This is a genomic window from Mesorhizobium sp. Root552 (assembly GCF_001427285.1).
GTDB lineage: Bacteria > Pseudomonadota > Alphaproteobacteria > Rhizobiales > Rhizobiaceae > Mesorhizobium.
In genome coordinates this window covers 43,284-66,822 of sequence record NZ_LMFV01000056.1, presented here as the reverse complement: position 1 = coordinate 66,822, position 23,539 = coordinate 43,284, and the positions used below count along the sequence as shown (strand labels likewise).

General features: G+C 59.5%; 20 protein-coding genes. 15 read left to right on the top strand and 5 right to left on the bottom strand.

The window, feature by feature from the left end; genetic code table 11:
* Positions 1 to 22 precede the first annotated feature (22 nt).
* The 9 genes from ASD50_RS17945 (at position 23) to lpxK (ending at position 9,385) form a co-directional block, all read left to right on the top strand.
* Positions 23 to 1,393, top strand: coding sequence for a M16 family metallopeptidase (locus tag ASD50_RS17945; RefSeq protein WP_082549733.1), 1,371 nt, complete (start codon positions 23 to 25; stop codon positions 1,391 to 1,393).
* Positions 1,394 to 1,397: 4 nt separating this feature from the next.
* Positions 1,398 to 2,753, top strand: a complete 1,356-nt coding sequence (locus tag ASD50_RS17940; protein WP_056244755.1) for a M16 family metallopeptidase — start codon at positions 1,398 to 1,400, stop codon at positions 2,751 to 2,753.
* On the top strand, positions 2,750 to 3,595 hold the full coding sequence (locus ASD50_RS17935) for a patatin-like phospholipase family protein (RefSeq protein WP_056244100.1): 846 nt from the start codon (positions 2,750 to 2,752) through the stop codon (positions 3,593 to 3,595). Before ASD50_RS17940 ends, ASD50_RS17935 begins: the two co-directional genes overlap by 4 nt.
* Before the next feature lie 198 nt (positions 3,596 to 3,793).
* Entirely contained in the window at positions 3,794 to 5,137 is a 1,344-nt protein-coding gene (locus ASD50_RS17930) for a TldD/PmbA family protein (RefSeq protein WP_056244097.1), read from the top strand.
* Positions 5,124 to 5,933 carry a 3'(2'),5'-bisphosphate nucleotidase CysQ gene (locus ASD50_RS17925; RefSeq protein ID WP_056244094.1) on the top strand — a complete coding sequence of 270 codons (810 nt, stop codon included), beginning with the start codon at positions 5,124 to 5,126 and terminating at the stop codon, positions 5,931 to 5,933. The genes ASD50_RS17930 and ASD50_RS17925 overlap by 14 nt, the downstream gene beginning before the upstream one ends.
* Before the next feature lie 72 nt (positions 5,934 to 6,005).
* Positions 6,006 to 6,251, top strand: coding sequence for a DUF4170 domain-containing protein (locus tag ASD50_RS17920; protein ID WP_056244091.1), 246 nt, complete (start codon positions 6,006 to 6,008; stop codon positions 6,249 to 6,251).
* 2 nt (positions 6,252 to 6,253) lie between these two features.
* Entirely contained in the window at positions 6,254 to 7,042 is a 789-nt protein-coding gene (locus ASD50_RS17915) for a lysophospholipid acyltransferase family protein (protein WP_056244087.1), read from the top strand.
* Positions 7,039 to 8,355 (top strand): lipid IV(A) 3-deoxy-D-manno-octulosonic acid transferase, encoded by a 1,317-nt coding sequence (gene waaA / locus ASD50_RS17910; protein WP_056244084.1) that lies wholly within the window; start codon positions 7,039 to 7,041, stop codon positions 8,353 to 8,355. Before ASD50_RS17915 ends, waaA begins: the two co-directional genes overlap by 4 nt.
* Before the next feature lies 1 nt (position 8,356).
* Positions 8,357 to 9,385, top strand: a complete 1,029-nt coding sequence (gene lpxK / locus ASD50_RS17905; RefSeq protein ID WP_056244081.1) for a tetraacyldisaccharide 4'-kinase — start codon at positions 8,357 to 8,359, stop codon at positions 9,383 to 9,385.
* Between the two features lie 34 nt (positions 9,386 to 9,419).
* On the opposite strand, the gene ASD50_RS22745 is transcribed toward lpxK, so the two are convergent.
* The gene (locus ASD50_RS22745; protein ID WP_082549732.1) at positions 9,420 to 9,653 is read right to left on the bottom strand and encodes a DUF2093 domain-containing protein; all 234 of its coding nucleotides are present in this window, start codon (positions 9,651 to 9,653) and stop codon (positions 9,420 to 9,422) included.
* Positions 9,654 to 9,705: 52 nt separating this feature from the next.
* On the bottom strand, positions 9,706 to 10,656 hold the full coding sequence (locus ASD50_RS17900) for a LysR family transcriptional regulator (protein ID WP_156465165.1): 951 nt from the start codon (positions 10,654 to 10,656) through the stop codon (positions 9,706 to 9,708).
* Between the two features lie 84 nt (positions 10,657 to 10,740).
* Here ASD50_RS17900 and ASD50_RS17895 point away from each other — a divergent pair, with 84 nt between their 5' ends.
* On the top strand, positions 10,741 to 11,634 hold the full coding sequence (locus ASD50_RS17895; RefSeq protein WP_056244749.1) for a DMT family transporter: 894 nt from the start codon (positions 10,741 to 10,743) through the stop codon (positions 11,632 to 11,634).
* Positions 11,635 to 11,669: 35 nt separating this feature from the next.
* Here the strand turns inward: ASD50_RS17895 and mutL are convergent, their stop codons facing one another.
* A complete protein-coding gene (mutL, locus tag ASD50_RS17890) occupies positions 11,670 to 13,523 on the bottom strand; it encodes a DNA mismatch repair endonuclease MutL (protein WP_056244078.1) in 1,854 nt (617 codons plus the stop codon).
* A 261-nt stretch (positions 13,524 to 13,784) separates the two neighbouring features.
* Between mutL and ASD50_RS17885 the strand changes: the two genes are divergently transcribed.
* Together ASD50_RS17885 and ASD50_RS17880 are read left to right on the top strand one after the other, a co-directional pair.
* Complete coding sequence (locus ASD50_RS17885; protein ID WP_056244077.1) at positions 13,785 to 15,347, top strand: trimethylamine methyltransferase family protein; 1,563 nt, start codon at positions 13,785 to 13,787, stop codon at positions 15,345 to 15,347.
* Positions 15,348 to 15,377: 30 nt separating this feature from the next.
* Complete coding sequence (locus ASD50_RS17880; protein WP_056244074.1) at positions 15,378 to 15,848, top strand: DUF3828 domain-containing protein; 471 nt, start codon at positions 15,378 to 15,380, stop codon at positions 15,846 to 15,848.
* Between the two features lie 41 nt (positions 15,849 to 15,889).
* Here the strand turns inward: ASD50_RS17880 and queF are convergent, their stop codons facing one another.
* Complete coding sequence (queF, locus tag ASD50_RS17875; RefSeq protein ID WP_056244071.1) at positions 15,890 to 16,351, bottom strand: preQ(1) synthase; 462 nt, start codon at positions 16,349 to 16,351, stop codon at positions 15,890 to 15,892.
* 69 nt (positions 16,352 to 16,420) lie between these two features.
* Between queF and ASD50_RS17870 the strand changes: the two genes are divergently transcribed.
* Positions 16,421 to 18,466, top strand: coding sequence for an FAD-dependent oxidoreductase (locus ASD50_RS17870; protein WP_056244067.1), 2,046 nt, complete (start codon positions 16,421 to 16,423; stop codon positions 18,464 to 18,466).
* A 41-nt stretch (positions 18,467 to 18,507) separates the two neighbouring features.
* Here the strand turns inward: ASD50_RS17870 and ASD50_RS17865 are convergent, their stop codons facing one another.
* The gene (locus tag ASD50_RS17865; protein ID WP_056244064.1) at positions 18,508 to 20,583 is read right to left on the bottom strand and encodes a putative bifunctional diguanylate cyclase/phosphodiesterase; all 2,076 of its coding nucleotides are present in this window, start codon (positions 20,581 to 20,583) and stop codon (positions 18,508 to 18,510) included.
* A gap of 293 nt (positions 20,584 to 20,876) precedes the next feature.
* On the opposite strand from ASD50_RS17865, the gene ASD50_RS17860 reads away from it, so the two are divergent.
* Together ASD50_RS17860 and tdh are read left to right on the top strand one after the other, a co-directional pair.
* Positions 20,877 to 22,064, top strand: a complete 1,188-nt coding sequence (locus tag ASD50_RS17860; protein ID WP_056244745.1) for a glycine C-acetyltransferase — start codon at positions 20,877 to 20,879, stop codon at positions 22,062 to 22,064.
* A gap of 30 nt (positions 22,065 to 22,094) precedes the next feature.
* The gene (gene tdh / locus ASD50_RS17855; RefSeq protein ID WP_056244063.1) at positions 22,095 to 23,129 is read left to right on the top strand and encodes an L-threonine 3-dehydrogenase; all 1,035 of its coding nucleotides are present in this window, start codon (positions 22,095 to 22,097) and stop codon (positions 23,127 to 23,129) included.
* The last annotated feature ends 410 nt before the right edge of the window (positions 23,130 to 23,539 follow it).

Sequence of the window (23,539 nt, the reverse complement as noted above, 5' to 3'; positions counted from 1 at the left end):
GGCATGATCTTCGGAGCCAGCAATGAAATCTGACATCCATTGGCTGCTCCGGATCGCCTTGGTTCTGACTGTGGTCGTCGCCTGGATCGCTCCGGCATCGTCGCAAACAGCCTCGAACGAATGGAAAGTGACCGATTTCCTGCTCGACAACGGCATGGAGGTGGTGGTCATACCTGACAGGCGCGCACCGATTGTGACGCATATGGTCTGGTACAAAGTCGGCAGCGCCGATGAACAACCCGGAAAATCCGGCATAGCCCATTTCTTCGAACATCTGATGTTCAAGGCAACCAGCAATCATCCTGCCGGCGAATTCGATCGTGCGGTATCGGCTATCGGCGGCAGCAACAACGCCTTCACTTCCTACGATTACACTGTTTTCCATGAAACCGTTGCGCCCGAGGCCCTCGAGCAGATGATGGGGTTTGAGGCCGATCGCATGCGCAATCTCGTGCTCAACGACGAGGTGATCGCCACCGAGCGTGATGTCGTGCTCGAGGAGCGCCGCTCGCGCGTGGATAGCGATCCGGATGCGCTGCTGGACGAGGAGGTGAGCGCGACACTTTACCAGAACCAGCCGTACCGGATTCCGGTCATCGGCTGGATGCAGGAGATAGAAAAGCTGAACCGGGCCGATGCCAGGGCGTTTTATGACAGCTACTACACCCCGAACAACGCTGTTCTTGTTGTGGCCGGCGATGTGGAGCCCGATACCGTCAAGGCAATGGCCGAGCGCACTTACGGCAAGGTAGCGCGCGGTCCCAATCTACCGCCGCGCGTGAGACCTTCAGAACCAGAGCAAAATACCAGGCGAACGGTCACTTTGACCGATGCGCGCGTGAGTGTGCCAAGCTTTTCGACGCAATGGGTGGTGCCTTCCTATCACACCGCAAAGCCGGGCGAAGCCGAAGCGCTGGATCTTCTGGCCGAAATTCTGGGTGGGGGTCCGCGCAGCCGGCTCTATCAGGAACTTGTGGTCAAGAAAGGTATTGCCGCGAGTGCCGGCGCTTCATTTTCTGGCACCATGCTCGACGACACGAGCTTTGCGGTTTATGGGGCGCCGCGTGGCAGTGCTACGCTTGCTGAGGTTGAAGCAGCAGTAACTTCCGAAGTGTCGCGCATCGCACTCGACGGAGTGTCCCCGGAAGAGTTGGAACAGGCCAAGAGCCGCTTTGTACGCTCGATGATCTTCGCGCGTGACCGGCAATCGAGCATGGCGAACATTTACGGCAGCACCCTTGCGACCGGTGGAACAGTTGAAGATGTTGAGCAGTGGCCCGATCGCATCCGCAGTGTTACGGCGCTGGATGTAAAGGCCGCTGCGGGACACTATTTGGCCCCAGAGCACGCGACGACCGGATATTTGTTGCCTGAAGCACACGCGGGAAATTGAGTTGATGGCTGTCCTTAGAATTTCCCGCAAAGGATTGATTTCGCCGGCAATTGTTTTCTTGTTGTCTGCGCTTTTTCTGATCCTGCCAGCGCTTACCGCGCGCGCCGCCATGACTATCCAGGAGGTGAAGTCCTCAAAAGGGATCACCGCCTGGCTTGTAGAGGACTACTCGGTACCAATCATTACACTGCGTTTCGATTTCGACGGCGGAAGCACTCAGGATCCTACCGGTAAGGAAGGTCTCGCCAATCTAATGACGGGCCTGTTCGACGAGGGTGCGGGTGATCTGGACAGCAATGCTTTCCAGGCACGGCTGGATGATGCTGGCGCCGAGATGGGCCTTTCCGAAGGCCGCGATAGCATTTACGGCGCCATGCGAATGCTCGCAGAGAGAAAGGACGAGGCGTTCGAACTGTTGCGGTTGGCAATTGAAGAACCACGTTTCGATCAAGCACCTATAGACCGCATTCGCGGGCAGATATTGGCCGGTATTGCCGCAGGAGCGCGCGATCCGAATACAGAGGCCGAAACCAAGTGGCTGCGCGCGGTTTATGGAAGTCACCCATACTCGCGTCCGGACGAGGGTACCAAGGACAGCCTTGAAAACATAACTGCAGACGATCTCAGGGCATTTCACAAGGCGACCTTTGCACTTAGCGGCCTGCATGTCGCTGTCGTCGGGGCGATCGACGCTAAGACCTTGCAGCAGGAGATGGACAAACTCTTCGGCGGGCTTCCGTCGCAACAGACGCTGCGTCCGGTAGCTGACACCGAGCTCAAGCTCGATCAGCAATTGCAGGTAACGTATGATCTGCCGCAGACCTCCGTGCAGATGGCTTTTCCCGGCGTCAAACGGTCATTACCGGACTTCTACGCTGCAACGCTGATGAACGAGATTCTAGGTGGAGGCACCTTCACCTCACGTCTGTTCGAGGAAGTACGGGAAAAGCGTGGACTTGCTTATTCGGTCGATTCCGGGCTCTCCAACCGTGAGCATGCCTCAGCGCTTGTCGTGACGACTGCTACCCGATCCGACAGGGTAGGCGAAACACTTGAGGTTTTGCGCGACACGATAAAACGCATGGCTGATGAAGGGCCGACGGAAGCCGAACTCGTCGCCGCGAAAAAGTACATAGTGGGAGCGTATGCGATCAACAATTTGGATTCATCAAGCGCGATCGCCGGAACGCTGATCGATCTGCAGGTGAACAAGTTGGGAATTGATTACATGGACTGGAGAGCGGACATGATCAACGGCGTCACACTGGACGAGGTGAAGGCCGTGGCAAAGAAACTGCTCTCGGTGAAGCCAGCGGTTATGATCGTTGGCCCGGCTTTTGCTGATGGAAGCAAGGGGTGACACCAACATTTGGCATAGCATTCGGTGGTGGCGGTGCGCGCGGGCTGGCGCACATCCATGTCATCGAGGCACTCGACGAATTGGGCATTCGCCCAGTCGCCATCTCCGGTTCGTCAATAGGTGCGATCATGGGTGCCGGCATGGCGGCCGGAATGACCGGAAACGAAATTCACGAACACGCTCGCTCGATCCTCTCAAGACGGACGGAAATCGCGAGCCGTATGTGGAAGGCGCGCCCCGGCAGCCTGGCGGAAGTCATGAAGGGAGGGCTGCATGTCAGCCAGTTCAATGTCGAGCGCATTTTGAAGGCCTTTCTTCCCGGCGCGGTTCCTGAAAATTTTGCAGACCTGAAAATACCGCTGAAGGTGACGGCGACCGATTTCTTCGGCCACAAGCTTGCAGTATTCAGCGATGGTGATCTTCACTCGGCACTTGCAGCCTCCGCCGCGATCCCTGCTGTGTTCCGACCGGTCGTTCGAGATGGTCGCATGCTCATCGATGGCGGTATCTATAATCCGGTGCCATTCGATCTGATCGAGCATGACGCGGACATCATCATTGCCGTCGATGTCGTGGGGGCGCCTACGGAAGCTGAGAGCAAACGGCCGAGTTCCGTAGATCTGATGTTCGGGGCTACCCAACTGATGATGCAATCCATCATCGCCAACAAGCTCAGCCAATGCCGGCCCGATATTCTGATCAGGCCGCCCGTCTCACGCTTCCGCGTTCTCGATTTCATGAAGATCGAAAGCGTAATGAGCGAAACCGCGTCTGTGAAAAGTGAAGTGAAGCGCGCGGTCGAAGCTGCGTTGAAATCACATTATGAGCCTCGCAAGCATTAAAGCGCGCATTCACGCCAGTTGGGCGAGTTCCAAGAACTGACGCCGGACCAGATGGCCACATTTAAGCCAGCATATTAGGCCGTTTGGACAAACGGCTCAGGCGTTCATCTTTCCGCCCATTGCACATGCACTGCCGGAACAATAGATGGTGCCATGTAGGATCCATTCCTTCGGTGGGTCGATTCACGGGATTTTGAAATGGCAAATTCGATCGACGCGGGAAAACTGACGGATCGTGTTGCCGCACTGGTCGAGGCGGCACGCCGGGCGGGGGCGGATGCGGCGGATGCGGTCGTCGTCGTTGGCCGCTCCAAAGGCGTTTCTGTCCGGATGGGCAAGGTCGAGAGTACGGAAGCCTCGGAGAGCGAGGACATGTCGCTGCGCGTATTCGTCGGAAAGCGTGTGGCGAGCGTTTCGGCAACGACAGGCTCTGACCCCAAGACATTGGCCGAGCGGGCCGTGGCCATGGCGAAGGTTTCGCCGGAAGATCCATATCAGGGATTGGCTGACCCGACACTCCTGACCAAGGCACCGCGCGATCTCGATCTTTTCGACACGACAGAGGTTTCGGCGGATCGATTGAAGGAAGACGCGCTTGCTGCGGAGGAAGCCGCGCTTGCCGTCAAAGGCGTGACCAACTCATCCGGTAGCGGAGCAAGCGCTGGTTTTGGCGGTTTGGTCCTTGCGACATCGAGCGGATTCCTCGGTCAATACGTTGCCACACGCTTTTCGCGCTCGGCCAGCGCCATCGCGGGCGAAGGCACAGGCATGGAACGCGACTACGATTATTCGTCGCGGCAGCATTTTGCCGATCTGGACACGGCGCAGGACATCGGTCGAAAGGCTGGCGAGCGTGCCGTAAAGCGCCTTGGTGCGCGAAAGGCGGCGACAGGAGCAGTCGTCGTCGTGTTCGATCCGCGCGTGGCGCGCGGCATTGCAGGCCACTTGGCCGGCGCGATCAATGGTGCAGCCGTTGCGCGCAAGACCAGCTTCCTGCGCGACATGATGGGCAAGCAGGTAGCTGCCAGCTCGATCACGGTTACCGACGAACCACTCCGTCGACGTGGCCAGGCCTCCAGGCCATTCGACGGCGAAGGCGTCGAGGGCAGCAAATTGACGATGGTCGAAAAGGGCGTGTTGAACCATTGGTTCCTGTCGACCTCGGCGGCGCGCGAACTTGGTCTGACGACCAACGGGCGCGGCTCACGCGGCGGTTCGTCCGTTTCACCCTCATCCACCAATCTCGCGATCGAAGCGGGCGCGCAATCGCCGGAGGAGTTGGTCAAAGGCCTCAAGTCCGGCTTCTACGTAACGGAGGTGTTCGGGCAGGGCGTCAACATGATAACCGGGGAATATAGTCGCGGCGCATCCGGGTTCTGGATTGAAAATGGCGAACTCGCCTATCCTGTCTCGGAAGTCACCATCGCTTCCAATCTGAAGACGATGTTCCTCAACATGGTTCCTGCCAGCGATCTTGACCGCAATTTCGGCACGGCGGCGCCTACATTGCTTATCGAAGGAATGACCCTTGCCGGTAGCTGATATAGCCGGCCTTGCCACGGCCCACGAAGACCTGGAGTTGCTGCGCGACGCCGCACGTGAAGCCGGGGCAATCGCCATGCGATACTTTGGCAAAAGCCCGGAAGTGTGGATGAAGGGCGGAACCTCTCCGGTCAGCGAAGCCGACTACGCGGCCGATGCCTACCTTCGCGAGACATTGCTTAAGGCTCGTCCCGATTATGGCTGGCTGTCTGAGGAAACAGCCGACGATCTCGCCCGGTTGAATGCCCGTCGCACCTTTGTCGTGGACCCGATAGACGGAACGCGCGCCTTTCTGGAAGGCAACAGTACGTGGTGTGTCAGCGTCGCCGTGGTCGAGCAGGGAAAATCGCTGGCAGGTGTCCTCGATTGCCCGGCCAAAAAAGAAGTCTATTGGGCCGTTCCGGGATCCGGCGCATTTTGCAACGGCGTCCAGATCGCTGTCCGACCGGTCGCCAGTCAACCCGAAGTCGCCGGCCCGAAGGCATTTGTGGATCAACTCCCGGCCGACTTATTGGAACGAGTGCGGCGGGTAGCCTATGTCCCGTCGCTCGCTTACCGGCTGGCGATGATAGCGTCAGGCACTATCGATGCGAGTTTCGTAAAGCCTAATTCTCACGATTGGGATATTGCCGCGGCGGGGCTGATCCTGAACGAAGCCGGTGGCGGGCTGGTCGATACCGAGGGATTTTCCCCCTTGTTCGCCCGAGAGAAGATCAAGCACAGCGCCCTTGCAGCCGGCAGCGGTGAATTGCTTGGCATGCTGGCGGCAGTCATCGCCGGTACGAAAATCCCGTAAGGATACTCATAGGTTTAAATGTTAGCAGGTTTGCATTAGACCAAGCGGCGATTTTAGATTCAAAGGACAAACATGAGCGGTACTGAAGGAAAGCAGCAGCTTTTGCACCTGGTATTCGGTGGCGAGCTGACAAAGCTGGGCGGCACTGAATTTCGCGACCTCGACGCGCTCGACATAGTCGGCATCTACCCTGACTATCAATCGGCATCGACGGCATGGAAGGCTAAGGCCCAGGCGAGTGTCGACAATGCGCATATGCGCTACTTCGTGGTACACCTGCACCGCCTGTTGGATCCGCAAAGCAAGGCTGACGCTTGACAATGGAGCAGGAATTGGCGCCGCCGCGGGCCGAAAACACCCTGGCTGGCCACAAACGCAACAGGCCGTTCAAGAAGGCTTGGAGAAAGATTCGCCAGCCATTGGCCGAGTCGCGTTTTGCCAAAGGCGCGATCGCCAGTCTTTTTGCGCAAGCCTTGCGCTTCATCCGCCTGACAAATCCGCCTGCGAAGGGATCCGCCTCGATTTCAGGCGGCGAGTATGCCGATCTTGAGCCGGGCATCATCGCGCTATGGCATGGCCAGCATATTCTGGCGCCAGTATTTTATCCGCAGGGCCGTCCGCTGGTTGCAATGGTGTCACGCAGCGCCGATGCTGAACTCAATGCATTGATGGTCGAGAAATTCGGCATTGAAGCCGTAAGAGGATCAGGCGGTCGCGAAAATGCTCGCCATCTCGACAAGGGTGGAGCCAAGGCCCTGATCGCGCTGAAGAAAGCGCTCGTTGCCGGCAAGAATGTCGCGATGATCGCCGACATACCGCACGGAACTCCACGCGACGCAGGTCTTGGAATTGTACTTCTGGCAAGACTGTCTGGACGCCCGATCCTGCCTGCGGCCATCACCACCAGCAGGCGCAAGATACTGGAGCGTAGCTGGGACAAGACCACCATCAATCTGCCCTTCGGGCGGTCGTCGATTGTCGTGGGAAAGCCGGTGTTCGTACCCGCGGATGCTGATGATGCGGAAATGGAGCGCAAACGTCAGGAAGTCACGGACTCGCTCAACGCGGCCACGGAACGGGCTTACAAGCTGGCGGATGCCGGCAAATGAGCGAACGCAGCGCGCGCATGATGTTGTCGGCATATCGCTATATCGGCGCGGCCGCCTATCCGCTGATTGGGCCATACGTGGCCTGGCGCGCATCGAAGGGTAAGGAAGACCGCAGCAGAGCCCGCGAACGCTATGGTGTAGCGGGCCGCGAGCGCCCTGATGGACCGGTAATCTGGGTGCACGCAGCTAGCGTCGGCGAGACCATCGCAGTTGTGCCGATGGTGCAGAATATTCTGGGCTATGGCGTCAATGTCGTGCTGACCACCGGCACCGTTACATCGGCCAAGGTCGTGCAGGAGCGGTTGCCGGATCGCGTCATTCATCAGTATGTGCCGCTCGACCTGAAACCTGCCGTCAGCCGTTTTCTTGATCACTGGCAACCGGATTTGGCAATCATCGCTGAATCTGAAATCTGGCCGATGACGATCCTTGAGCTTGGCGCACGCCGCGTCCCGCAAGTTCTGGTCAACGGCCGCATGTCGGATCGGTCGTTTGCATCATGGAAGAAGCGCGCCAGCCTGGCTGAGGCGCTGTTCGAGAACCTGGCTCATGTCATTGCGCAGTCGGAAGTCGACGGAGAGCGCTTCAGGGCGCTGGGTGCAAGGCCGGTTACCGTATCTGGCAACCTCAAGGTCGACACCGCACCGCCACCGGCAGACGAAAAGATACTGCATGCGCTAAAGCGCCAGATCGACGGGCGTCCGACTTGGGCTGCCGTTTCGACCCACGACGGTGAAGAAGCAATGGCCGCCGAGGTTCATGTAACGCTGCGCGGGCGTCATCGGGGGCTGCTTACCATCATAGTCCCACGCCACCCGGAGCGAGGTGAAGCATTAGCAGCCCAAATGGAGGGTATGGGCCTGAAAGTTGCTCGCCGCAGCCTGGGCGGGAAGATTTCGCCTGACACCGATATCTTGCTTGGCGACACTATAGGAGAGATGGGACTTTATTTGCGATTGACGGAGATTGCCTTTGTCGGTCGCTCGCTGACGTCGACCGGCGGCCAGAACCCGCTTGAACCAGCCATGCTGGACACGGCTGTCCTGTCTGGACGCAATGTCCAGAATTTCCGCGACTCGTACCAGCGGCTGCTTGAAAGCGGTGGCGCCAAGCTGGTCAAGGACCGCAATATGCTGGCGGGAGCTGTCAACTACCTGCTGAGCAACGAGATCGCCCGCCACGATATGATGGCGGCCGCAGCGGCAACGGTAGAGGAAATGCGCGGCGCGCTTGCCGCGACAATGAAGGCGCTGGAGCCTTACATCCAGCCGCTGGTGGTGAAGGCGCGTCTTTGGCGCGCGGGCAGCCAGTAGAATGGCGAGTGAGTCGCCGCCGTTCTGGTGGGAGAAACCGGATTGGCGCGCCTTTGCGCTCTCGCCGCTGTCTTTCACTTATGGTTTCGTTGCCGGTCGGCGCATGCACACGGCGAAGCGGGAAAAGATTGCAGCGCCAGTGCTATGCGTCGGAAATTTTACGGTCGGAGGAACCGGCAAGACCCCGGTTGCCATCGCCTTGGCGCGGCAGGCCAAGCGGATGCAGCTCAAACCCGGCATCCTCTCGCGTGGGCACGGCGGCGGTTTCTCCAGCCCACATCTCGTTGATCCGTCTCACGACAGCGCCAAGCATGTCGGCGACGAGCCTCTGCTTCTGGCCGAACATGCACCAGTTGCGGTGACACCCAATCGTGCGGCTGGAGCACAATTGCTGATCGACAGGCATGGCTGCGATTTCCTCATCATGGATGACGGCTTCCAAAGTGCGCGCATCCATATCGACTACGCCCTTGTCGTGGTCGATGCACGTTATGGGCTGGGCAATGGCAGGGTCATTCCGGCAGGGCCGTTGCGGGCCAGGGTGGTTGACCAACTCGTCTATACAAGTTCATTACTGAAAATGGGCGAGGGAACCGCCGCCGATCGGGTTATCCGTCAGGCAGCTCGTGCCGGCAAGCCGATCTACGAGGCGCGAACGCGTCCGCGTGGCAGGAAAGCTTTCGCAGGCAAGCGGTTCCTCGCCTTTGCCGGCATAGGTCATCCGGACAAATTCTTCGATACAGTGGCCGGGACGGGCGCAGTTGTGGTGCTGTCGCGCGCCTTTCCAGATCATCATGTCTATGGCGAGGACGAACTTGCCGAGTTGCTGAAGACCGCGCGCGACAATGAAATGCGCTTGATAACGACGGCCAAGGATGCCGCCCGGCTTCGCCATGGAGCAGCGTCGGCTGAATTTCTGGAGATGCTGGACATTCTCGAGATCGACGCGGTATTCGAGCAGGACTACGCGCCAACCCGCGTCATCAATGAAACGCTTGAAGCATGGCGGCTTCGCCGGCTCAAAGGCTAAGCGGCCTGATCCGGAATAAGGTTCCGGACGGATTTTACCGCCGGGTACGCCACTCGGGATGTACTTCCAGCTCCCGATTGAACGAAATTGCGGCGCTAACGTAAGGCTCCTGCCGCGCAACGCTCCAATATTTCAGTTCATCGAGCGGTATGTTTTCACCGGTGACGGCGCAGCGAACGAACGCGCCAGGGCTTGTCACCTGGAAATCACCATCAAGGTAACGAATGCGGGCTTCCCGGCTGCCGGGCCCTTCAAAGCGGTTCATCATATGAGCGCACCAAGATTCATGAGCATGTCATCGCCACAAATCGGGATCGAGGTCAAGCGTCGCCGCCTTGTATGGCCGTTTGGTCAACCGCAAGGAAGGCATCGATCTGTTGCGGTTCGACGCCCGCCTGGACGCCGATACGGCGCGCCAGTTCCACAGCCGCGGTTCTGGGGCGCCCAATCGGGCGATCCAGCCAATAGGATACCGGGTTGAGAGCGCAGCGTTCGTCCACGGCCACGATACGTCCGCTTTCCAGTTGCTGTACGGTGAGCGGAGGGCGCGCCAGCGCAATGCCGAGACCATGCGCTGCTGCATCGAGCACCAGATTGTAGTCCTCGAAACGGCGGTCTTGGGGCCGCGGTCGGTAGTCTATGCCTTGCGAGGCAAACCACGCGCGCCATGCAGAGGCATCTGAATCGTGCACGATCGGAAACTTCAGAAGCCCTGCAGCACTGCCCCTGCCGATGTCCTTTGCAAGAGCAGGCGAGGCGATGGGGAAGCAATATTCCTCGAACAATTGCAGCGAGATGCGCCCCGGAATTCGCCCACGCCCGCAACGGATCGACAGATCGATGCCTTCGTCGGCCAGATCCGCCTGGCGGATATCGACATCGAGTACGATGCGAAGACGCGGCTCGCCGTCCTCAAGCTTTGAAAGACGAGGCATCAGCCACAGCCCGCTGATCGAGGGGATGGAGGTGAGGCGAACGACCGCCGCACCACGAGGCTCGACCCATCGGTCCGACGTGTCAGCGATCAGGGCAAAGGCCTCGCTTGTGCGGATATGCAGGCGCTGGCCTTCCAGGGTAAGCGCAACACCGCGCGCACCCCGCTCGAACAATTTCAGGCCAAGCCAACCCTCCAGCTTCGCGATCTGGCGGCTGACAGCACCGTGCGTGATGTTCAATTTCTCGGCTGCGTTCGAAAAGCTGCCGGTACGCGCCGCAGCATCGAACGCGCGTAGCGTCTCCAAAGGCAACATGGCATCCAAGCTGTGATCCATAGTCACAGCTCATCCTTGATTTGTTCGTTTGTCAACACGCGCAAACCAGTGCTCATTGTAAAGCATGAATCGGAAGGAAAAGAGATGAACTCGGTGACCGAAACTCGGAACTCCCGTCGGGATACGGATGCAATCGCGGGCATTGCCGTTGCGCTCACGGTTGTCGGTTGGGCATCGGCATTTCCTGCGATCCGCGCAGGGCTGGAGGCCTTCGGTCCGCTTGAACTTGGCGCGCTGCGCTTTGCAATCGCTGCCGTGCCGGCTGCGGCCTATCTTGCGATTGCCAGGCCCGCGCTGCCAAAGTTGAACGAGTTCTGGCGATTTGCCTTCGGCGGTGTCGTGTTCGTGGCGCTCTACACGGCCATGCTCAACATCGGCGAGCAGACCGTAACCGCGGGCGCGGCAAGTTTCATCATCAATGTCAGCCCGATCTTCACCGCGATCATGGCAATGATGATCCTTGGCGAGCGGTTTCCGCTGATCGCCTGGGCTGGCACATTGGTCTCATTTACTGGAATTGGCATCATCGCGATGGGAGAAAGCGACGGTATCCAATTCAATACCGGTACACTGCTGGTGCTCGGAGCGGCCCTATGTTCGGCCACCAACACGATTGTCCAGAAGCCCTTGTTTTCGCGGCACCATCCGCTGAGCGTCGCGGCATGGAACATCGTTCTTGGCGCATTGTGCCTGTCACCGTTCCTGCCGAATGGACTGGCTGAGATGCGGGTTGCAGACACCGCCGGGCTAGGCGCAGTCATCTATCTCGCCATTGTACCCAGCTTGATCGCCTATGCCGCATGGGCAACAGCGCTGTCGCGCTTGCCGGCTGCCCGGGCAACGAACTTCCTCTACTGCATCTCGCCGGTGGCAACGGTGATCGGCTTCTTCTGGCTTGGCGAGGTGCCGACGCTGCTGGGCATCATAGGTGGCGTACTTGCTTTGGGCGGAGTGGCAATCGTCAACCTCAAGCGCTAGCTGGCTGGAAACAGACCGGAATACACCGGCTAGACTCAACGCCTGCCGAACAACCTCTCGATGTCGGCAAGCTTGAGTTCGATGTAAGTCGGTCGGCCATGGTTGCAGGTACCGGAACCCGGCGTTGCCTCCATTTGGCGCAGCAAAGCGTTCATTTCGTCCGGCTTCAACAAACGCCCCGAGCGCACGGAGCCATGGCAGGCCATGGTTGCCGCAATGTAGTGGAGGCGTTCCTTCAGCATATCTGTGGTGTTGTTGTCGGCGATCTCGTCTGCAAGGTCTCGCACCAGTTGCTGGGTATCCACTTCTCCCAGCATGGCGGGTGTCTCGCGTACAGCTACCGCGCCCGGACCGAAGCGCTCGATACCTAGTCCGAAACGGGCAAGGGTTTCGCTATGCAACGCAAGCCGCTCGGCGTCGTCTTCCGGCAAATCGACGATTTCGGGCAAAAGCAGCATTTGCGAGGGCAGGGGGCGCGAATGCAGCGCATTCTTCAATGCCTCATAGACAAGCCGCTCATGCGCCGCATGCTGGTCGACGATAACCAGCGAGTCGCTGGTCTGCGCCACGATGTAATTCTTGTGTACCTGTGCCCGAGCGGCACCAAGCTGAGTGCCGAGCAGCGCTTCCGGCGCTTCGCTTTGCCCCGCACGACCGTCCGCACTGAGGGGTGCACCCGCGTCGAAACTGGCTTGCGAACTTTCCGCAAAGCCGCCTCGGATTTCCATATCCAGGGGCCGCTGGGGTGACCGGGCCGGGTCGAAATTCGCCGAACCCGAGCGAAACGCTGGATCATAGCTTCGGTGACCACTTGTCGAACCGTCCCGATCATACACCGGCGCGCCTGGTCGAAATGCAGCCATCATGCCGGCCGCCCCGGTTGTTGCGGCCCGTATGCCGGCACCCGCCAGAGCTTCGCGGATGGCGCCGACGATCAGGCCCCGCACCAGGCCCGGATCGCGGAAGCGCACGTCCGCCTTGGCAGGGTGAACATTGACATCGACGGTGGCCGGATCGAGCGTCAGGAACAGCACAGTGACGGCGTGGCGGTCCCGCGGCAGCACATCGGCAAAGGCTCCCCGGATAGCGCCTGCTATCAGCTTGTCGCGAACCGGCCGCCCATTCACATAAGCGTATTGCTGCAATGCATTAGCCCGGGTGAATGACGGGATGGAAACGTGACCTTGCAGGCGAACCCCTTCGCGTTCGGCGTCGACAACAATCGAGTTCTGAGGAAAATCGGCGCCCATCACCTGCGCGATACGCCGCAAACTGCCCTCCGGGCTATTATCAGAGGCCGCAAGCTCCAGCGTCGAGCGGTCCGCGCCGGCCAGCGTGAAGCGCACGGCTGGAAAGGCAATGGCAATGCGCTTTATCACGTCACTGGTGGCGGCGGTTTCGGCCCGCTCGCCCTTCATGAACTTCAGCCGGGCAGGGGTGGCGTAGAACAGGTCCCGCACCTCGACCGTCGTGCCACGGTTGGCGGCCGCGGGCCTGACCGTTGCAACACGCCCACCTTCGATGCCGATTTCGGCGGCATTGCCGCTGCTGGCGGTTCGCGAGCGGATTGTCAGTCTTGCGACCGAACCGATCGAAGGGAGGGCTTCGCCCCGAAAGCCCAGTGAGCGGATGTCGTGGATGTCGTCGGACAGTTTTGACGTGCAGTGTCTGGCCACCGCCAACGCCAACTCTTTTTCCGGGATGCCGTTGCCATCGTCAGTCACCCGAATGAGATTCAGGCCCCCACCGGCGGTAACGATCTCGACACGCGAGGCATGGGCATCAAGCGCGTTCTCGACCAGTTCCTTCACCACGCTGGCCGGGCGCTCGATCACCTCGCCAGCCGCGATCTGGTTGATCATGGTTTCGGATAGCTGATGGATTGGCATGGCGCGACAATAGCGGGATTCTGGCGGATGATGGAAGCGGTACGGGCTACAGCCAATGCCCAATCCCCGTACCTTTTCGTTTGGATGGCGCTTTTCGCGGGCTACGGTTCGATATTTCGCGAAGCATCAACCTCGAACAGCGCAGGGGTCCTGAGGCTTCGCATAAGAAAAGCTCATGGCAACCATCATGATTTTCTACCGTTACAACCCACTTTCATCTGACTAGCATGACGAGAGGGTATCTTCAGGATCGGCCTCGAAATGAACACTTCAACTGCAACTACAGCCGAACAACCCACACGACGTGAGCGTAGCGGACGCAGCGCCCGCAGGGAAATGCGCTCGCATGGCCAGCAAGGGCATGGTCGGCCTTACATAATCCGCAACATTCCGACTTACGATGTCCTGTCGGAGGAAAATCTACTTTGCATCGAGCAGACCGCCGACCGTATTCTGGCTGAGATCGGCATTGAGTTTCGCGACGATCCGGCGGCGCTCGAGCACTGGAAACGCGCAGGGGCGGATATTGACGGTGTGCTCGTCAAGTTCGAGCCGGGCATGCTACGCGAAATTCTGAAGACCGCGCCTGCCAGCTTCACCCAGCACGCGCGCAATCCGGCAAATTCAGTCGAGATTGGCGGCAAGAACGTGGTGTTTTCGCCCGCCTATGGATCGCCTTTCGTCATGGATATCGACAAAGGTCGTCGCTACGGCACCATCGAGGATTTCCGAAATTTCGTGAAATTGGCACAGTCGTCTCCGTGGCTCCATCATTCGGGGGGAACGATCTGCGAGCCGGTCGACGTACCGGTCAACAAGCGCCATCTCGATATGGTCTATGCCCATGTCAAATATTCAGACCGCGCTTTCATGGGCTCGGTGACCGCGGAAAGCCGGGCTGAAGACTCGATCGACATGGCGCGCATCGTCTTCGGGCGCGATTTTGTCGACCGTAACTGCGTCATTCTAGGCAACGTCAATGTAAACTCGCCGCTCGTATGGGACGCGACGATGACGACGGCGCTGCGCGCCTACGCGCGCTCCAACCAGGCCGCGGTGATCGTCCCGTTTATCCTTGGTGGTGCGATGGGACCGGTAACGAACGCAGGAGCCATCGCGCAATCCCTGGCCGAGACAATGGCCGGCTGTGCGCTGACGCAATTGGAACGTCCCGGCGCGCCCGTGATCTTCGGCAACTTCCTGTCGTCGATGTCGCTGCGTTCGGGCTCGCCGACATTCGGCACCCCGGAACCGGCAATAGGCTCGATGGTGATTGGGCAACTAGCCCGTAGATTGAACCTGCCGCTTCGGTGCTCAGGCAACTTCACCACATCGAAATTACCGGATGCCCACGCAATGAATGAGGGTACGATGTCGATGTTGGCAGCAGTCCATTGCGGCGCCAACTTCATCCTGCATTCGGCCGGCTTCCTCGATGGGCTTTTGTCGATGTCCTACGAGAAGTTCGTAATGGACGCCGATTTCTGCGGCGCGCTGCACACCTATCTCGATGGGGTCAAGATCGATGACAACCAGTTGGCGCTCGATGCCTTCCGCGAGGTTGGGCCCGGCAGCCATTTCTTCGGTAGCGCGCACACATTGGCGAACTATGAGACCGCGTTCTGGGATTCGGAGATCGCCGACAACGAACCATTCGAGAAATGGGAGGCGGCCGGTTCGGAGGATGCAGCCAAGCGCGCCAATCGCCGCTGGAAAAAAGCTCTCGCCGACTATGAGCCGCCACCGCTTGATGAAGCTGTTGATGACGCGCTGAAGGATTTCATTGGTCGCAAAAAAGCCGAGATGCAGGACGCGTGGTACTGACGGAGTTGCTTCATCATCGAGGGGATAAAGATGAAACTGCCGTTGCTCGCCGCCACCTTCTTCCTTTCGATGTCGGCGTTAGCGGTAGCCGGACCAGCGTCGGATGCAGTGAAGTTCTTTTATTCCTCCGAAAGGTTCGTGGCGGATGCCAAATATCGAGACCGGTTTATAGAACCTGTAACGAAGCTTTTCGAGCAGAACGACAAGGCATTGGAAAGCGCCGACGCAATTCCGTGCATCGATGCCGATCCGGCGCTGGATGCCCAGGATTTCGATCAGGATCAACTGACAAAGACACTGAAGATTTCGGAGGTCGTGAACGGAGACGCCGCCGAGGTCACCGCCACATTCAGCCTGTTTCCGGATGGCGAGGGTGCAGACCGCGAAATGGTGTGGTCACTGACGAAAATCGACGGCAAGTGGAAAATCTCCGATATCGCCTCAAAGACCAACGGCTGGCGCTTGAGCGAATTGGAATGTGTTTCGGGCCAACCGGAGTAAGCCGGGCTTCATCGGGCGCGATTTCCGTCCGGCTTGTTCAATTACCCCCGGCCTCGATACGGGGCCACTCCCGTTTCAGGCAGCCAAGCCCCTTCAGGCGGCGTCCCTGTCTGCCAGAAGACATCGATAGGGATGCCGCCACGCGGAAACCAGTAGCCGCCCACGCGCAGCCACAGCGGCTTGGTGGCAGCGACAATGCGCCTGCCGATCATGACCGTGCATTCCTCATGGAATGCACCGTGGTTGCGAAACGAAACCATGAACAGCTTCAGGGACTTCGATTCCACCAGCAAAGTGTCCGGTGCGTAGTCGATGACGATGTGAGCGAAGTCCGGTTGTCCGGTGACCGGGCACAGCGAGGTGAATTCCGGACAGGTGAAGCGCACGATGGCAGGCGGGCCGTCGCCTCTTGCGAATGGAACAGTTTCCAGGACTGCCTGATCAGGGTTCTCTGGCGCCACGACTCTGGCGCCGAGTTGGGTAAGGTGTTCGCTCTCTGTCATAGGATGCTCTGAAGTTTCGGGGCATGCAGGGGATGGCACAGCCAGCATCGATCATAAAGTGAGAAAACGATGGCCAGCAACGATCCGCTCCTCCAGCCTTATCAACTCAAGCACTTGACGCTGAAGAACCGCGTCATGTCGACCAGTCACGAGCCGGCCTATTCCGAAGACGGTATGCCAAAGGAGCGCTATCGCCTCTATCACGCAGAGAAAGCCAAGGGCGGAATGGCACTGACGATGACCGCCGGCTCGGCCATCGTTTCACGCGACAGCCCGGCCGCGTTCGGCAATTTGCATGTCTACGACGATGCAATCGTCCCGTGGCTCTCGGAACTTGCCGACGCCTGCCACGAGCATGATTGCAAGGTGATGATCCAGATCACGCATCTTGGTCGCCGCACCGGATGGAACAAGGCGGATTGGCTACCCGTACTATCGGCTTCACCAGTGCGGGAGCCTGCGCATCGGGCATTCCCCAAGACAATCGAAGATTGGGATATCGAGCGCATCGTCAAGGATTATGCTTCAGCCGCTCAGCGCTGCCAGGCAGCAGGCCTCGATGGCATCGAATTCGAAGCCTACGGCCACTTAATGGACGGCTTCTGGTCACCGGCCACCAATCACCGCGATGATCAATTCGGCGGCACGCTGAACAACCGACTGCGCTTTACCGATATGGTCCTGGATGCGGTTCGCGCTGCTGTCGGCGAGAAATTTGTTGTCGGCATCCGGTTGGTTGCCGACGAAGATTTCGCAGCCGGCCTTTCGAGGCAGGAAGGCGTGGAAATCGCGCAGCAACTGGCCAAATCCGGCAAGGTCGATTTCCTCAACATTATTCGTGGTTCGATCGAGACGGATGCGGCCCTGACCAAGGTTATCCCGGTCACCGGCATGCGCTCCTCGCCGCATCTCGACTTTGCCGGGGAGGTGCGGGCCGCGACCAAGTTCCCGACCTTCCACGCGGCTCGCATTTCTGATGTCGCTACGGCCCGGCATGCCATCGCGAACGGCAAGCTTGATATGGTCGGCATGACCCGCGCGCATATCGCCGACCCACATATTATCCGCAAAGTTATGGAAGGACGCGAGCACGAGATCAGACCATGCGTGGGCGCTACCTATTGCCTTGATCGCATCTATGAAGGTGGCGAAGCGCTTTGCGTTCACAACGCCGCAACGGGGCGCGAGGCATCCATCCCGCATACCATTCTAAAGACAGACGGCCCACGCCGGAAGATCGTTGTAGTCGGGGCCGGCGCCGCCGGTCTTGAAGCGGCTCGTGTAACCGCCGAACGCGGCCACGAGGTGGTCGTGCTGGAAGCATCCGGGCAGGCAGGGGGGCAGGTACGTCTTGCCGCTCAAAACCCGCGCCGGAAGGAGCTTATCGGAATAGTCGATTGGCGGCTGGCTGAACTTGAACGTCTCGGCGTGGAAATCCGCTACGACACCTGGGCTGAGGCTGACGATGTCCTGGCACTTGCCCCGGATGTCGTTGTGATTGCCACCGGCGGTTTGCCACAAAATCCGCCGCTTGCCGCTGGCGATGACCTTGTCACATCGAGTTGGGATATCATGGCCGGCTCGATCAAGCCGGCGGAGAATGTCCTGCTTTACGACGACAATGGTGGACACCAGGGCATGGGTGCCGCCGAGCTGATCGCCGGTGCGGGCTCAAAACTGGAACTCGTATCGCCTGAACGCTTCTTCGCGCCGGAAATGGGTGGCATGAACCATGTCCCCTATATGCGCTCGTTCCATGAGAAGGGCGTTACAATCACCATCAACACGCGGCTGCGAGCGGTGAGGCGCGACGGAAACCAGTTGGTTGCGACGCTGGCCTCCGATTTCGCGGAAGGCTGGAGTGCCGAGCGCCGCGTCGACCAGATTGTTGTCGAGCACGGCACAGCACCGTTGGACGATCTCTATCTTGCCTTGAAGCCCTTGTCGCGCAACCTCGGTGCCGTCGATTACGAGCGCCTTGTCACGGGTGGAGACATCTTCCCCACCGGCAATCCCGACAGCAGCTTCATCGTTTTCCGCATCGGCGACGCGGTGGCATCGCGCAATATCCATGCCTCGATCTATGATGGAATTCGCTACGGGATACGCATCTAGGACAACCGCAACAGGTTCCCGACGCTCATTCCTACCGATCGCTATGCGATGTGGCCCTGGACGACCTTGAGCTTTTGCGGAGCCTGCCGACGGGATTCCAGCCATTTCCGCGCTTGCTCCTGGGGCATGGGGAAGGCGATGGAATAGCCCTGCACCTGGTCGCAACCGATTGCCATCAGTGAATTCAGTTCGGCTTCCGTTTCCGCACCCTCGGCGACGATGGAGATACCAAGCCCGCGCGCCAGTTCGGTAATGGCGCGCACGATCTTGGAGTTGTCGCCGTTTTCGTTGATGCGCTGCACGAACCGTCGGTCGATCTTGAGGCGGTCGATCTCATTCGGGTTGACGTGGCTGAGAGAAGCGTAGCCAGTACCGAAATCATCGAGTTCAAGATGCACGCCGGCAGCACGGATATGGCGCAGCTTTGCGGCAATACCTGTCTTTTCGTCGTCGAGAATGACGGATTCTACGATCTCCAGAGACAGCTTTTGCGGCGGCAGCCCGGCGCGTTCAAGCGTGTCGAACAGGAAAGCATCGAAGTCGATTTCCCGCAGCTCTCCGCCTGACACGTTGACGGCGAGGCGACCAAAGGCAATGCCTGCCCGATACCACTCCGCGGCCTCGCTGATCGCCTTGGTGATGACGATGCGGCCGACGCCGGACATGTAGCCGCATTTTTCGGCGATCGGGATGAACTCGCCGGGCGAGATCATGCCGCGCGTCGGGTGCTGCCAGCGCACCAGCGCTTCCACGCCGGTGATGCGGCCATCGGTGAGTGAAACCTGCGGCTGGAAATAAACCTGGAACGCCTTTTCGGCGATGGCGACGCGGATGTCCTGTTCGAGCTGCTTGCGGTTTTCGAGTTCACGCCGCAATTCCTCCGAAAAGAAGGAAAAGGCGCCCCCGCCTTGTTTCTTGGCACAATAAAGCGCCAGATCGGCATGGACCATGAGATCCTGCGCGTTGTCCGCGTCGACCGGGTAGACGGCAATACCGGCGCTGGCGCCGGGGAAGATAGTCACGCCCTGGAAGACCACCGGCTCGTTGATATTGGCGAGGATGCGCGTCGCCAACATGTCGATGTCCTGCGTCGTACCAGCGCCATTCAGCACCATGACGAACTCGTCGCCACCAAGACGCACGCACAGATCGGAAGCGCGGCAGGAGTCGCGCATGCGCTGCGCAGTCACCACAAGAACGTAATCACCCGCAGCATGTCCGAGCGTGTCGTTGATCTGCTTGAAGCGATCGAGATCGAACTGGATAACGGCGATGCGTTCGCGCCGACGTTTGGCTCCCTTGATGAGGGTATCGAAGTGGTCGGTCAGGAAGCTGCGATTATGCAGACCCGTCAGCCCATCATGGACGGCGATGAACGCCATCGAATTGCGCGCATCGACGAGTTCGTGCGTCTTGCGCAGGATTGCGTTGGACATCGGCCGGAAGATGAACAGCGCCACCATGACCAACACGCCGAGCGTGGCGAAGAAGAGCTTGCGGTGCAGGTCGAGCAGGTTCTGCGAACGGACATTGGCCTGTTCGCCAAGGCGCTTGCCAAGTTCCGCATAGCCGGACAGGGTGGCATTGGCGACCGAAGCGTCGAGCGGGACGTTGCCATTCCCGCCCTTGTAGCCCTGGCCAGCAGGGCCGATGTTCAGGACTGTCTCGAAGGCTGAGACCAAGCGGCGGCCATTCGCGGTAAGACTGACGGTGAAGTAGTCGAGGTGAAACGGCTTCGAAAACAGCACGTCTTCGATTGAGCCAGGATTGATGCGAGCCGTGGCCTCCTGGTTCACCCCGGTCTGGGCGAGCAGGAGATCGTAGTTGGCTTCGAACAGGTTGGTTGCGTCCTTGAGAGATGCAACGAGCGCCGGCTGCTTGTCACGGCTCGATGTCTCGGCAGCGCCAGCAAGGAAAACGATGCGCTGTGACAGCGTCTTTTGCGTCGAGACGATATCGAGCAACGCCTTGTCGTGCTGCTGCGCGGTCATCATCTGCTGCAGCAGGATGAACGAAGCAAGCGCCATTGCCGCTATGATCAGCAGGGCGATCCAGTATGCGCTTTTGATGAGGAAGACGAGCCTGCCTGAGACGGCTTGGACTGGCTGCTGCGACATGCTCCGGAACGCTTTCAATCACACGGATTCCACTAGTCGGCACCCTCGCAGAAAAGAGGTTAACAGGACGAGAAACCGCAGCGTTTGCAGGCCAAACGTAACCAGAAGCTGACGGAATGGTTATCGCCTGCTTTCCGCGGTCGATTCACTTTTCATTTGTTTGCCAAATCGTTCGTTGAAGCCTACTGCAAGGGCAGAGTTCCACGTCGCTTTCGCCGCTTCCTGCAGGCGCATTTCGAGTGGATTTTTCATTTGGGCGGCGCGACAGTCGTGACGTCAATCAGGATAAGATCATGACAGCAGCATTCCTTTCCCATCTCGATGGTGAGCTTGAGGCTTTGAAAGCGGCGGGACTCTACAAGTCCGAGCGGGTCATCACCTCGATGCAATCGGCGGAAATCGAGGTAGGTGCCGAGAAGGTCCTGAACTTCTGCGCGAACAACTACCTGGGTCTGGCTGACAGCCCCGAACTGCGGTCGGCTGCAACCAAGGCGCTGGATCGATACGGATACGGCATGGCCTCGGTGCGTTTCATCTGCGGCACGCAGGAAGAACACAAGCAACTGGAAGCGCGCATTTCCAGCTTTCTCGGCATGGAGGATACGATCCTCTACGGCTCCTGCTTCGATGCCAATGGCGGCCTGTTCGAAACGCTGCTCGGCGAAGAAGACGCCGTCATCTCCGACGCACTCAATCATGCCTCGATCATCGATGGCGTGCGCCTGTCGAAGGCCAGACGGTTCCGCTATGCCAACAACGACATGGCAGCCCTTGAAGAAGAGCTGAATAAGGCCGAGGGCAGCCGCTTCAAGCTGATCGCCACGGACGGCGTATTCTCGATGGATGGCATCATCGCCAACCTGAAAGGCGTTTGCGACCTCGCCGAGAAGTATGGCGCAATGGTTGTGGTCGACGACAGCCATGCCGTCGGCTTTGTCGGCAGGAATGGGCGCGGATCGGCGGAGCATTGCGGCGTCGAGGGCAGGGTGGACATCATCACCGGCACGCTAGGCAAGGCGCTTGGTGGGGCATCGGGCGGTTATACATCCGGCAAGCGGCAGGTGGTGGACTGGTTGCGGCAACGCTCGCGGCCTTACCTTTTCTCGAACACGCTGATGCCGGCCATTGCCGCCGCTTCGATCCGTGTGCTGGATCTGGTTGCCGAGGGCGATGGCCTGCGCCGCAAGCTCTACGACAACGCTGCCCGCTTCCGTTCTTCGATGGGCAAGCTTGGCTTCACGCTGGCCGGTGCAGATCACCCCATTATCCCGGTGATGCTCGGCGACGCCGCCCTTGCGCAGGAAATGGCGGCGCGGATGCTGAAGCGCGGCATCTATGTCATTGGCTTCTCGTTCCCGGTCGTGCCGAAGGGGCAGGCACGTATCCGCACACAGATGTCCGCCGCGCATTCGAGTGCCGATATCGATCGTGCCGTCGAGGCGTTCGCAGCGGTCGGCCGTGAACTTGGCGTGATTGCCTGATCCAATTCAACAACTTGCAGGACCAAGAAAATGTCGAACATGATGCGGGCGCTGGTGAAGGCAAAGGCCGAACCGGGCATCTGGATGGAACAGGTTCCGGTGCCGGAAATCGGACCGAACGACGTTCTGATCAAGGTGAAGAAAACCGCGATCTGCGGCACCGATGTGCACATCTACAACTGGGACCAGTGGGCGCAGAAAACGGTGCCGGTGCCGATGGTGACCGGACACGAGTTCGTCGGCACGGTGGCGGATTTCGGCGCCGCCGTAACCGAATACAAGATCGGACAGCGCGTGTCGGGCGAAGGCCACATCGTATGTGGCCATTGCCGCAACTGCCGCGCGGGCAGGGGGCATCTGTGCCGCAATACACTCGGCGTCGGCGTCAACCGGCCGGGAGCGTTCGGCGAATACCTCGCCATTCCGCAGCACAATGTCGTTCCGATCCCCGACGATGTGCCCGATGAGATCGCGGCGATCTTCGATCCGCTCGGCAATGCGGTCCATACCGCGCTTTCCTTCGACCTCGTCGGCGAGGACGTGCTGGTGACGGGTGCCGGCCCGATCGGCATCATGGGCGCGCTGGTGGCGCAGTGCGTGGGTGCGCGCAAGGTAGTGATCACCGACATCAACCCGGTGCGCCTCGAACTGGCCCGCAAGCTTGGCGTCCAACATGTCGTGGATGCTTCCAGGGAAAAGCTGAGGGACGTCATGCCGTCGCTCGGCATGACGGAAGGCTTCGACGTCGGGTTGGAAATGTCGGGCGCTGCGCCTGCATTCCGGGACATGATCGACACCATGAACAATGGCGGCAAGATCGCCATCCTTGGCATTGCCCCGACCGGCTTCGAGATCGACTGGAACAAGGTCATCTTCAAGATGCTGCACCTCAAGGGCATCTATGGCCGCGAGATGTTCGAGACCTGGTACAAGATGATCGCGCTTGTGCAGGGCCCGCTCGATGTGTCCGGGTTGATCACGCACCGCATCGGCATCGATGACTACATCAGCGGCTTCGAGGCGATGCGGAACGGCAGCGCAGGCAAGGTAGTGATGGACTGGTGAGGGAGCACTCGAAACCCCTCATCCGCGACTTCGCTGCGCTCGGCCACCTTCTCCTATGTGGGGCGGGCTGGTACGCTTTGCGGGTCGCTTTCCTCGCCAGGCACCCCCCTCTGGCCTGCCGGCCATCTCCCCCTCAAGGGGGGAGATCGGCAGCTTCAAGCTTATAGCCGCCTCCGTATCCGCAGTACTGGATGAAAGCATGGCAATCGGGTGATCTCCCCACCTGAGGGGGAGATGGCCGGCAGGCCAGAGGGGGGTGTGGGTCCCATGAGGTTTCTGATTGAATGGTGGACAAATCACGCCTCTAAGCAGACACCTCCACCCTACTTATCCCCACCCTCCCGCGTCTCTCCCATAATCCGCCCATCGCTCTTGCGGGAACCGGCTGCGCACCGGGCAACGGTCACCGG

What these genes read in the sequence shown, in the direction of transcription:
- ASD50_RS17900 (WP_156465165.1), bottom strand. Translation starts at nt 10,656, where the DNA reads ATGGATCACAGCTTGGATGCCATGTTGCCTTTGGAGACGCTACGCGCG.
- mutL (WP_056244078.1), bottom strand. Translation starts at nt 13,523, where the DNA reads ATGCCAATCCATCAGCTATCCGAAACCATGATCAACCAGATCGCGGCT.
- ASD50_RS17945 (WP_082549733.1), top strand. Translation starts at nt 23, where the DNA reads ATGAAATCTGACATCCATTGGCTGCTCCGGATCGCCTTGGTTCTGACT.
- tdh (WP_056244063.1), top strand. Translation starts at nt 22,095, where the DNA reads ATGTCGAACATGATGCGGGCGCTGGTGAAGGCAAAGGCCGAACCGGGC.
- ASD50_RS17930 (WP_056244097.1), top strand. Translation starts at nt 3,794, where the DNA reads ATGGCAAATTCGATCGACGCGGGAAAACTGACGGATCGTGTTGCCGCA.
- ASD50_RS22745 (WP_082549732.1), bottom strand. Translation starts at nt 9,653, where the DNA reads ATGATGAACCGCTTTGAAGGGCCCGGCAGCCGGGAAGCCCGCATTCGT.
- ASD50_RS17860 (WP_056244745.1), top strand. Translation starts at nt 20,877, where the DNA reads ATGACAGCAGCATTCCTTTCCCATCTCGATGGTGAGCTTGAGGCTTTG.
- queF (WP_056244071.1), bottom strand. Translation starts at nt 16,351, where the DNA reads ATGACAGAGAGCGAACACCTTACCCAACTCGGCGCCAGAGTCGTGGCG.
- ASD50_RS17885 (WP_056244077.1), top strand. Translation starts at nt 13,785, where the DNA reads ATGAACACTTCAACTGCAACTACAGCCGAACAACCCACACGACGTGAG.
- ASD50_RS17865 (WP_056244064.1), bottom strand. Translation starts at nt 20,583, where the DNA reads ATGTCGCAGCAGCCAGTCCAAGCCGTCTCAGGCAGGCTCGTCTTCCTC.
- ASD50_RS17915 (WP_056244087.1), top strand. Translation starts at nt 6,254, where the DNA reads ATGGAGCAGGAATTGGCGCCGCCGCGGGCCGAAAACACCCTGGCTGGC.
- lpxK (WP_056244081.1), top strand. Translation starts at nt 8,357, where the DNA reads ATGGCGAGTGAGTCGCCGCCGTTCTGGTGGGAGAAACCGGATTGGCGC.
- ASD50_RS17895 (WP_056244749.1), top strand. Translation starts at nt 10,741, where the DNA reads ATGAACTCGGTGACCGAAACTCGGAACTCCCGTCGGGATACGGATGCA.
- ASD50_RS17870 (WP_056244067.1), top strand. Translation starts at nt 16,421, where the DNA reads ATGGCCAGCAACGATCCGCTCCTCCAGCCTTATCAACTCAAGCACTTG.
- ASD50_RS17880 (WP_056244074.1), top strand. Translation starts at nt 15,378, where the DNA reads ATGAAACTGCCGTTGCTCGCCGCCACCTTCTTCCTTTCGATGTCGGCG.
- waaA (WP_056244084.1), top strand. Translation starts at nt 7,039, where the DNA reads ATGAGCGAACGCAGCGCGCGCATGATGTTGTCGGCATATCGCTATATC.
- ASD50_RS17940 (WP_056244755.1), top strand. Translation starts at nt 1,398, where the DNA reads ATGGCTGTCCTTAGAATTTCCCGCAAAGGATTGATTTCGCCGGCAATT.
- ASD50_RS17920 (WP_056244091.1), top strand. Translation starts at nt 6,006, where the DNA reads ATGAGCGGTACTGAAGGAAAGCAGCAGCTTTTGCACCTGGTATTCGGT.